Source organism: Aporhodopirellula aestuarii (assembly GCF_023701485.1).
Lineage (GTDB): Bacteria > Planctomycetota > Planctomycetia > Pirellulales > Pirellulaceae > Rhodopirellula > Rhodopirellula aestuarii.
Window position 1 is genome coordinate 1 of record NZ_JAMQBK010000099.1, and the last position, 9,315, is coordinate 9,315.

6 protein-coding genes are annotated in these 9,315 nt (G+C 55.1%); 3 read left to right on the plus strand and 3 right to left on the minus strand.

Annotation, left to right across the window (positions count from 1 at the left end):
* Positions 1–464 precede the first annotated feature (464 nt).
* The 3 genes from NB063_RS29475 to NB063_RS29485 form a co-directional block, all read right to left on the minus strand.
* Positions 465–641: a hypothetical protein gene (locus NB063_RS29475; RefSeq protein WP_250932893.1), complete on the minus strand. Its 177-nt coding sequence runs from the start codon at positions 639–641 to the stop codon at positions 465–467.
* Between the two features lie 693 nt (positions 642–1,334).
* Positions 1,335–2,537 carry a cis-3-hydroxy-L-proline dehydratase gene (locus NB063_RS29480; protein WP_250932895.1) on the minus strand — a complete coding sequence of 401 codons (1,203 nt, stop codon included), beginning with the start codon at positions 2,535–2,537 and terminating at the stop codon, positions 1,335–1,337.
* Positions 2,538–2,651: 114 nt separating this feature from the next.
* On the minus strand, positions 2,652–3,425 hold the full coding sequence (locus tag NB063_RS29485; protein WP_250932896.1) for an AraC family transcriptional regulator: 774 nt from the start codon (positions 3,423–3,425) through the stop codon (positions 2,652–2,654).
* Between the two features lie 226 nt (positions 3,426–3,651).
* On the opposite strand from NB063_RS29485, the gene NB063_RS29490 reads away from it, so the two are divergent.
* The 3 genes from NB063_RS29490 to NB063_RS29500 all read left to right on the plus strand — a co-directional run bounded on the left by NB063_RS29490 (position 3,652) and on the right by NB063_RS29500 (position 9,182).
* On the plus strand, positions 3,652–3,969 hold the full coding sequence (locus tag NB063_RS29490) for a hypothetical protein (RefSeq protein WP_250932898.1): 318 nt from the start codon (positions 3,652–3,654) through the stop codon (positions 3,967–3,969).
* Between the two features lie 468 nt (positions 3,970–4,437).
* On the plus strand, positions 4,438–5,928 hold the full coding sequence (locus tag NB063_RS29495) for an efflux RND transporter periplasmic adaptor subunit (protein ID WP_250932900.1): 1,491 nt from the start codon (positions 4,438–4,440) through the stop codon (positions 5,926–5,928).
* Positions 5,925–9,182, plus strand: coding sequence for an efflux RND transporter permease subunit (locus NB063_RS29500; RefSeq protein ID WP_250932903.1), 3,258 nt, complete (start codon positions 5,925–5,927; stop codon positions 9,180–9,182). Before NB063_RS29495 ends, NB063_RS29500 begins: the two co-directional genes overlap by 4 nt.
* Positions 9,183–9,315: the final 133 nt, after the last annotated feature.

The following is a 9,315-nucleotide window of genomic DNA, read 5'->3' on the forward strand; positions in this document are numbered from 1 at the left end:
TCACCGTGCAATCGCCCTGCGGCGCGAGCCGTCTGGTGACTCGGGACCGGACGGCTCGCGCCGTTCCGCTAAAAAAGGCACTTAAACAACCGACGTTCCCCGCAAACGAGCGTTCCCGTAAGCTTCGTTTGCAGAGCAAACGGCCACATTGCTTCGCCTCCGGCGAATAGATTCACAGCCTCGAAGTTACGACCCGCACAAGTCACGGACGCAAGTCCTTCGGTACGAGCACCTCAAGCTGAAGGTCGTCAAATCAGGGCTTGTTATATGCGTCTTACAACTTGTTGTGACACCGGACGGCTCGCGCCGTTCCGCTAAGATTTTTTGCGGCAGGGCGTGGCCCTCCGGTTCAAACAACACACAAATTGAGGCTAGACAACGCGACGGGAATTCGACTCATCCAATTCCAGAACGCCACAGAAGATCAGCATCTACGCGTTCTCGAGCTATCGCTTTCTTTATTACTACTCTTCGACTCCGGCTTTAGCCGCTTCGGCATTGCGTTCAACTTGCGCCTGGAGTGCCTCGGGCGACATGTCCGGCTTGAGCACAACGTTTTTCTCTTCGCCACATCCACTGGCGGTGACCATCGCGAATGCAACTAATACCAACGCGAAAAGTCGGGACTGTAATTTGACCACGGTTTCTACCTCGTCATAGAAGGTTTGAGTTTTTAGGCAACACGTTTGTCGCGATGCAAATCACCAACACTACTTGGCACCCTCTACACGGCACGTCAATTTGCATTGGATGACCTACTGTAAGACGCGAATAAACGAGTGTCCATCCACGATTATGGCCACTTTACTAGATAAGTTTTAAAGGAAAACTTTCCTGCGATATCAGCAACATTATCAACATATTATTTGCCTGAACTCTTATAGGTTTCAGTAGCGTACCGTCCTTCAATAGCAGCGACTCAGCCAACCGACGACCGGTGAAAACCTGTGAGGGACGTCGAGTGTATTACTGAAGGATTTCAAAAGTAGCGGAACAGCGCGAGCCGTCCGGTAACTCGGGACCGGACGGCTCGCGCCGTTCCGCTAAATCAACCGGCAAAGCTGAGCGAAGACGAAATCAACGGATAGGATCGCGATCCCCGCGGGGCACATTGGCCGTTGCGTGCACTGCAACAGCGGTGCCGTGTTGATTTCGATGGCGTTCAATCAAGAGCCGGGTGAAAGTGGCTTGACTCGAGCGCGGAGCGATTGGTTGGAGATGGCGGTTGCGACTCTCAACCGCCTTGATCTGCCACAAGGCATGGACTTCTTGGTCCACACGATCCGCCGGTCGTCATTGACGACCGGGCTTACGCCACCATCAATGGACGACAATCAGGAAGTAACCTGGTGACTTACCGATTTATTGAGGTGCGGCTCGGGACGCGACAGGGGCTCGGCCTGGTGAATGGCGTTCGACGAACCGCGACTGCTTGAAGAAACTTCCCAAACAACAGGGCCGATCGCATCAACGATTGGAGTGATGCCCAAACCGGGAGCTTCACTCGCTTTCATGAACCCGTTTTCGCGGCGAGGTGCCCCGGTCGCGTTGCACACTGTGTTGTAGCTGTTGAAGTCGGTACTGGTGAACCGCAACTCTTCTGGAGTGCTGTGCGCGAGATGCGAGATCGCTGCCGTTGTGATGTCACCACCCCAGCTGTCTTCGATCGTCATTCCGATGCCCAGCGAAACACACAGGTCGCGAGCTTGTTTGGCTTTCGTCAATCCACCAAACTTGCTGATCTTGATGTTCACGATATCCATCGCGAGATCACGGTTGGCTCGCATAAGCATCGCAAGACTATCGATATTTTCATCGAGTGCGAACGGAAGTGTCGTGTTACGGCGAACTGCCAAGCATTCTTGGTAGGTCAAGCAAGGTTGTTCAATGTAAACGTCTAAGTCTCGGACCGCGTTGACGACACGCATGGCTTCGTGTTGTGACCACCCGGTATTCGCGTCGGCAACCAGACGATCACTCGGGTCGAGGACTTCACGGGCACCACGGATACGGGCGATGTCGGTGTCTGCATCTCCGCCCACTTTCAATTGGAAGCGGGTGTAGCCTTGGCTGCGGTACTTCGCAACGTTGCTGGCCATCTCATCCGGAGGCAGTTGCGTGATGGCACGGTACAGTCTTACTTTTTCACCGTAGCGGCCGCCCATCAGCGAGCACACTGGCAACCCGGTCGCTTTTCCGAGGATGTCCCAACATGCGATGTCGACCGCAGTCTTGACGTAAGGGTGTCCGTTGAGAACGGAATCCATCAGTTGGTTGATCTTTCCCAACTCACGAGGATCGGCTCCGAGGAGATGCGGCGCCATTTCTCGGAGGCCGCTACGGACACCTTCCGCGTAGGCGGGAAGGTAACAGGGGCCAAGAGGACAAACCTCGCCATATCCGATCAACCCTTTGTCGGTCTCGACACCGACGACTGTGCTGTCAAATACGGAAACTGAATTGCCGTTGTTCCAGCGGTAAGTCCCTTCTACCAGCGGAAGTTCGACACGGTGAGCAAAGATCCGTTCTATTTTCATCAGAATTTGTCGCCTAAATGCGTTCCTTGGGGTGCCATTCGAGAAAACATTCTACTCCCCCCGCTACGTGCCCGCCTTGGACCAAAAGGCTACAGATTCAGAAAAATGCGCATACTATCCATTTGGGCCGTCGATCTGCTTGGCCTGCCGTCGAAATTCGGATGGTGTTACGCCCGTCGCAACGCGAAAAGCTCGCGTAAAGGCACTCTGATCATAGAATCCGCTGGTCAGAGCGATCTCCGATATTGGCTGGTCAGTCTCGTATAGCAGACGCGACGCGAGCGCAATCCGCGTCTTACTAATGAACTGGCTAGGCGTGAGGCCGAATAGACGCTTCGTCAAACGTGACAAGCGTTGCAACGACATGTTCGAGCGTTCCGCTAATGCCGACGGGGTGTAAAACTCAGTCAGGTTCTGCTCGAAATACCGTAGAGCGGATGCGAACTCTTCGGGGATTTCATGATTTTCAACCGGAGCCCGCACATCGCGTGAGAAACCAACGATACCGACGACTTTTCCATCCTCGTCCATAATCGGCAGCTTCGTCGTCAAGCACCAAACCGGCTCATGAGGCAGGTGCCAATGCATCTCGAGGAGGTCAACGAGCGGTCGACCGCTCCGCAACAACTTGGCGTCCTGGTCGGTCGGAACGAGCCCAAACCTGCCGACGCAAATGTCAACGGGTCGTTTCCCGATCGCGTCTTCGCAATTCTTTAAACCATGTCGATCGGCGAGTGAACGGTTCACAGCGAGGTAGCGTCCTTCCGCATCTTTCACAAAGAACGCGACGTCCGGCGCCTGTTCAAAGAGTTGCACGAGAAGGCGGATATCGATCGATCGAACTTCGTTGGGAACATTCTCAAACGTAGAAGCGACTGAGCTATTCATGTTAGATAACATTGGCAAGGCGAGCTCCAATACAAACGCAATGACGGCGACGATCGGAAATCGAAAAATCTGGATAAGTGATGAGTTAGGAATATTTGCCCCTCTTAACCGACACCCTGGTCCCCAATCGATTCGAGGGCATTCGGTTCTCATTTTGTATCATGAGATCAAGGCGCGTGCCTATCAATTAAGACAAATCGCGTCGTAAAAGTGCAAGATCCCTGCGATGATTCCGTACGAGAGTGACGACTGGGTCACTACGCCATCGCTCTCGCGAAATCGAGCAATTCTCGTGATCCACGGCACCGAGCTGACGCGACACCGCGAGATCAACACCCCTTCGATCGCTGCGTCGGTAACTTTCTTAGCCAACATCGTCGAATACATGCCACGAGCCGTCGCAATACTGAGGTCATTTAAGTCGCCGCATTCCCCCTGTCATTTTTCCAACGCGGTTTGTGCCTTCGTGACACTGCGTCGCGGACATGCCGATTGGGACCTCACCGGTTGCACTCATCAGCGGCGTCTTGGCAGCCAACGCTAACGGATAACGCGCAATGAGCCGCGGTTGGGTTTGTTCAGTACCAAACAACAACCACCCGCCGGTGGGCTACGCCGTTTCGATTACCAACGCCTCCAGTCATCGCAAGGTAGCGGATCCATGGGGCGGGTACAAAAATCTTAGATTTCCTTTCTGAGTTCACAGCGATATCGAGAAGTTGCGCCATTAAACTGCACGTCGAGAGCGCCAAGGCCAGTTGGCGAACGTGTGCTTCCTGCACCACCGATACCGAAACTTACGCCGTGTTCTGGGGTTGAGACCAACTTGGCGACGCATCGACGTTGAATCGTTGCCGCCCATGTCTAGCCTTTAATACGCAACGATTTCCCTGCCGAGACATTGTCCATCGTCGACCATGTGCTGATCCTTCCGCCCGTTTGGATCGCCTTCCGTTGAACATCCGTCGATTACTCCCGCCCGCTTTTCCTCCTGGCGAATTCTGATTGCCGCATGACTGAGACAACTGAAACTGATCCGCCACACCAACCGTCGCCTCCTTCGCGAAGTATCCCTCACATCGTCGTGAACGTCGTCGTTTCGGTAGCGGTGTTGGGCGCGTGCTTCTTCGGCTACACGTTTTTAGGTGAACGCAAGAAACCGGAAAGAAAGAAACCTCCAAAGTCGCCGGTGACCGTTGTCACGACGGAATCATTGATCCCGCATCACGGACCGGTTCAGATCAAGGCCAATGGCGTCGTCGTGCCACTTCGAGAAATTCGATTGGCAACCGAAGTTGCGGGCCGCGTTATCGAGCAATCTGAAAACTTGCGAGCCGGACACATCGTCGAAGCCGGGGAAGTTTTGATAAGACTCGATCCGATTGAATACGAACTCGAAGTCCAGCGACTCGAAGCTCAAGCGGCGCAGGAGACATCAGAAATCGCTGCGGCCGACGTGGGGATCGAAAACACCGACCAATTGATGTCGCTCGCCGAACAGCAACTACGAATCGCGACGGAAGAACGTACACGGTTGGCATCTTTGATCCAACGACAAGCGGCTTCGGCGGCGGAGTTCGATGTTGCGAAACGATCCGAGTTGACGTCACGAGCGGCGTTAGTCGAACTTCAGAATCGACGCCGGGAGCTGTTGGCGGGACGCCAGCTGATCGTTGATAAGCAAGCCCTCACGGCGGTCCAACTCAAACGAGCGCAACTCGATCTCGAACGTTGCGTCGTCAAGTCGCCGATTCGTGGACTGGTGGTCACGTCGAATGTCGAGGAGCAATCGTTCGTCGCCACCGGAACCACTTTCGTCACAATTGAAGACATCGCGGCGGTGGAAGTGCGAGCCAACCTCACATCCGATCAAATGATTTGGATTTGGAGTAGCCGAGCGGAGACATCCACCGCGCATGACAATGACAATCAGGTTCCGCGTGTCCCGGCAACCATTGAATGTGAATTCGGAGCCGAGAGTTACTGTTGGCCTGCCGTGCTAGCCCGAATCGATGGATCAGGTATTGATTCGGCGACACGAACTTATCCCTGTCTGTTTCGTGTTGAGTTCCCCGACACATTGCATTCGGTAACGGCTACTCGCCGGCTCGCCCGTGGACTGTTCGTTGCAGTATCAATTGCGGCGAATCCTAACCGAACACTGTATCAAGTTTCTGAAAACGCGATTCGCCCGGGCAACCGAGTGTGGCTGAACGTTGACAACAAGCTGCGAATCGTTCCGGTCACGTTGGTAAGTCGTGTTAACGAAATGATGGTCGTTGAGTTGATGAACCCGGCCCACACCACGGCCACATTCGAAACAGTGGACGTGATTGTTTCTCCGATTAGCGATCCGACCGAGGGAATGCCGGTGGGTTCACCCGGACGCAAAGAACCGCTCAGCTCGGCGATGGCCGAGGAACCTTTCGAAGTAAGAACGCTGACTTTCGAACAGGCGGAATCTGATCAAGACGAGGCCGACACGGCGAAGGTGGACGGATGAAAAGCCTAATCGCTTGGTCGGTAAAAAATTGGCAGGCGATGAATGTCGTCATGCTCGGCGTCCTGCTGCTCGGCATTCATAGCCTGACGCAGTTGCGTCGTGACTTCTGGCCCGATTTCGAACTCTACGTGCTGAACGTCTCGGTGGTCTATCCCGGTGCCAGCCCTGACGAAATCGAAGAGGGCATCCTCGAAAAGATCGAAGAGTCGATCCGTACCGTCGACGGTATTGAGGAAATGACATCGTCGGCTCGTGAAGGCGTCGGCAACGTCACCTTAGAACTCGATCCTGACGCCACGCAGGACGATGCACAGCGTGTACTGACCGAGGTCACCACACTGATCGGGCAGATCCCGAGTTTCCCGGAATTGGCAGAAAAACCCGACATCCGGATGGACACCAACTTTGTCACCGCGATACGCGTCGCGGTGTTGGGGCCGAAAACACCGCAACGGTCCAACAAGGATAGTGACGTGTCGCTGGTGAAGTTGTCGTCCGAGCAACGCTTTGAAACCGAGGAAGCCGCCGCGGAAGCCGCGTTGGCTCTGCGCCGCGTTGCCGAGCGGGTGCGTAGCGAAGTGTTAGCGTTGCCATCAGTCTCGGTCGCGGATCTCGTCGGCACGCCCGATTACCAAATCGACATTGAAATCCCCGAGCAAACGCTCCGTGAATACAACTTGTCGCTGCAAAGCGTCGCGGCGATTGTGCGTGCCAACAACGTCGAGTTGCCAGGCGGGACGCTGCGTGGTCGATCGCAAGAAATTCTATTGCGTGGTAGCGACAAGAGCACCGTCGGCGTGGGCATCGAATCGATACCATTGGTCAGCGAACCGGGCGGCGCCGTGTTGACTGTCGGCGATCTGGGGCGCGTCCGCGATGAGTTTTCCGTGGACGGGAGCGTTAACGAAGTCAACGGCCGGCCCGCAGTCTTGGTATCGGTTGAAACGACGAGCGCGGATGACTTGATCAAAGTCTCCGAGGATGTTCAGGAGTATGTCGAACGAGAGAAAGGTAACCTCCCTCCGGGTTACACGATGCTCACAATGCGTGACCGATCGACGAGTGTGAAGAGCCGCCTCAGCCTGCTGAGCAAGAACGCGTGGATGGGACTCGTGCTCGTTTTTATCGTTCTCGCCTTGTTTCTCGAGATGCGGTTGGCGTGGTGGGTGATGCTTGGAATCCCCGTGTCGCTGCTCGGTGCGTGCATCTACATGTACTATGGCGGCCAAACGCTAAACATGACTTCGATGTTCGCGTTTCTGATCGCGTTGGGAATCGTAGTCGACGACGCAATCGTGGTCGGTGAAAACGTTTACGCGCACCGCGAACAAGGCAAGAGTTACCGGCAAGCCGCGATCGACGGCGCTTATGAAGTCATGCCCTCCGTCATTACCGCGATTTTGACGACCGTGATCGCGTTCGCGCCGATCATGTATATGGAAGGACGCATTAAACGATTGACTGTGGTACTGCCAATGTGCGTCAGTGCGATGTTGATCATTTCCATGATCGAGAGTTTAACGATTTTGCCGTCGCACCTCTCGCACCGACGCAGCACTTTTCTCGACGCGCTGACGTATTTGCTTTATCCACTTCGGCCGCTGGGCTGGTTGATGGAGAAGGCGAACAAAACGATGTCGAGGTTTCTTGCCTGGGTGATCGACGTCTTGTACACACCGACGTTGCGATGGTCGCTTCGCAATCCTGCGATCGTGTTGTCGACTCTCGCCGGGATGCTGATCCTCAGCGTCGGTGTGGTTCGATCAGGCATGGTCCCATTCTTGTTGTTACCCAAAATCGACTTTGGGTTCATCACGGTGCAAGTCACTTATCCCGACGGGACCCCGGTCGATGTGACAAACCGTGCGACCGAGCGTCTCGAAGATGCCATTTGGCGAGTCAACCAACGTTCGATCGACGAAAAATTGACGGCCGATCCCGATGGATTTGTCAAAGCGGTCCAGCGAACGGTGGGTTCCTCAGGTGACGAGGTGGGAACGTCAATTGCCAGCCATGTGGGAGGTCTGTTCATTCAGTTAAACGACATCGGTGAACGAACCGTTTCGAGCGACGACATCGTCAGGATGTGGCGTGAGGAGTCGGGTCAGTTTCCGGGGGCAGAGGCGGTCGCCTTTGGTGCGACACCGCGCGGACCAGCCTCCTTGCCGATTGAAATGCGTTTGATGGCAACGGGCGACAATCTCGAGCTACTCGACGAAGCGATCGAACGATGCAAAGCCAAGCTCGCCGAGTACCCTTACGTTTCGGACATCGCCACCGACACGCGGCAGGGCAAGTGGGAGTATCGGATCAAAGTTCGCGACGATGCCAAAGCGATGGGCATTTCACTCGCCGATGTCGCCGGGACGGTTCGAGCGTCGTATTACGGTGAAGAGGTGATGCGATTGCAACGGGGACGCCACGAAGTCCCGCTCCGCGTCCGTTACCCTCGTGAAGAACGCAACACCCTGGTCAGCTTCAACGACATTCGCATTCGAGGCGCCGACCGCACGGAACGGCCGCTCAGCGAGGTCGCTGAGGTCGATGTGCAGCGAGGCTATTCTGAAATCCGCCGCGTGAATCAGATGCGGAGTGTGGGGATCGTCGCCGACGTGGACGAGACGCGAGGAAACGCGTTCAACGTGGTCGCTGACATGAAAGCCAATTTCGTGCCCCAATTCAGCCAAGATTTCCCGGGCGTGCAACTCGAATGGGCCGGCCAACAGGAACAGACTGAGGAGACCGTCAACAGCTTGACGCTCGGTTTCTTTTTTGTGCTCGGCGCGATGTTTCTGTTGTTGACGGTGCAGTTCAACTCATCGTGGCAGGCGATCTTGATCCTTTCGATCATCCCCTTCGGCTTCATCGGAGCGATTGTCGGTCACATCGTAATGAACATCGACCTGACACTGTTTAGCATCTTCGGGATTGTGGCATTGGCGGGTGTGGTCGTGAACGATTCGATCGTATTGGTCGACTTCATCAATCGACGCGTTGCCGACGGATTGCCGTTGGTCGATGCGATCATCGACGGATCGCGTCGCCGTTTTCGCGCCGTGCTGCTGACCTCGGTCACGACTTGCGCGGGAATGATGCCGATCCTTTTGGAGAGATCCAAAGAAGCTCAGGTGGTTTCGCCGATGGCGACGAGCCTTACATTCGGACTCGCACTCAGCACCGTCGTTGTGTTGATACTCGCTCCCGTAATGTATCTCGTGATCGCGAAAATCTCACCACGAAGTGAAGAGGCGTGACGTTGGGAAACCCGAACTTGCGTCTGCCACTCAAAGTCTCTGCGTAAGGGTACAAGCCGTTTGATAACACGGCACCGGACGGCTTGCGGACTGTTGAGTTAGTCGTTTCGCAAACATGAGTGAGCCGACAGCG

What these genes read in the sequence shown, in the direction of transcription:
- NB063_RS29480 (WP_250932895.1), bottom strand. Translation starts at nt 2,537, where the DNA reads ATGAAAATAGAACGGATCTTTGCTCACCGTGTCGAACTTCCGCTGGTA.
- NB063_RS29485 (WP_250932896.1), bottom strand. Translation starts at nt 3,425, where the DNA reads ATGAATAGCTCAGTCGCTTCTACGTTTGAGAATGTTCCCAACGAAGTT.
- NB063_RS29490 (WP_250932898.1), top strand. Translation starts at nt 3,652, where the DNA reads ATGATTCCGTACGAGAGTGACGACTGGGTCACTACGCCATCGCTCTCG.
- NB063_RS29495 (WP_250932900.1), top strand. Translation starts at nt 4,438, where the DNA reads ATGACTGAGACAACTGAAACTGATCCGCCACACCAACCGTCGCCTCCT.
- NB063_RS29500 (WP_250932903.1), top strand. Translation starts at nt 5,925, where the DNA reads ATGAAAAGCCTAATCGCTTGGTCGGTAAAAAATTGGCAGGCGATGAAT.